Below are 230 nucleotides of genomic sequence, written 5' to 3'. Positions count from 1 at the left end.
TTGAGGCGTTTGTTATAAGCAAGATACCAACGTTACAGAAGCTCTTCTAAATCCGACATTAGCCATGCGCTGTTATGCTGCTTAAAACCAATTTTTGGATAGTATTCTGTTGCTTGTGGAGCTGATAACAAAATCAACTTACAACCTTTCTTAAGACTAGCGAAAGTCTGTCGGATCAATTCTTTACCAATACCTTTCGATTGGACCTGCTCCGAGACAGCCAAATCCGA

1 protein-coding gene is annotated in these 230 nt (G+C 40.4%); it reads right to left on the bottom strand.

Annotated elements, in window-relative coordinates; translation table 11 throughout:
• Positions 1-32 precede the first annotated feature (32 nt).
• On the bottom strand, positions 33-230 hold a 198-nt coding region (locus tag GOU96_RS18555), incomplete at its 5' end, for a GNAT family N-acetyltransferase (RefSeq protein WP_324702144.1).

The organism is Vibrio sp. R-1, from assembly GCF_035615595.1.
GTDB classification, from domain to species: domain Bacteria; phylum Pseudomonadota; class Gammaproteobacteria; order Enterobacterales; family Vibrionaceae; genus Vibrio; species Vibrio cholerae.
This window is presented reverse-complemented; position numbering and strand designations above follow the sequence as displayed.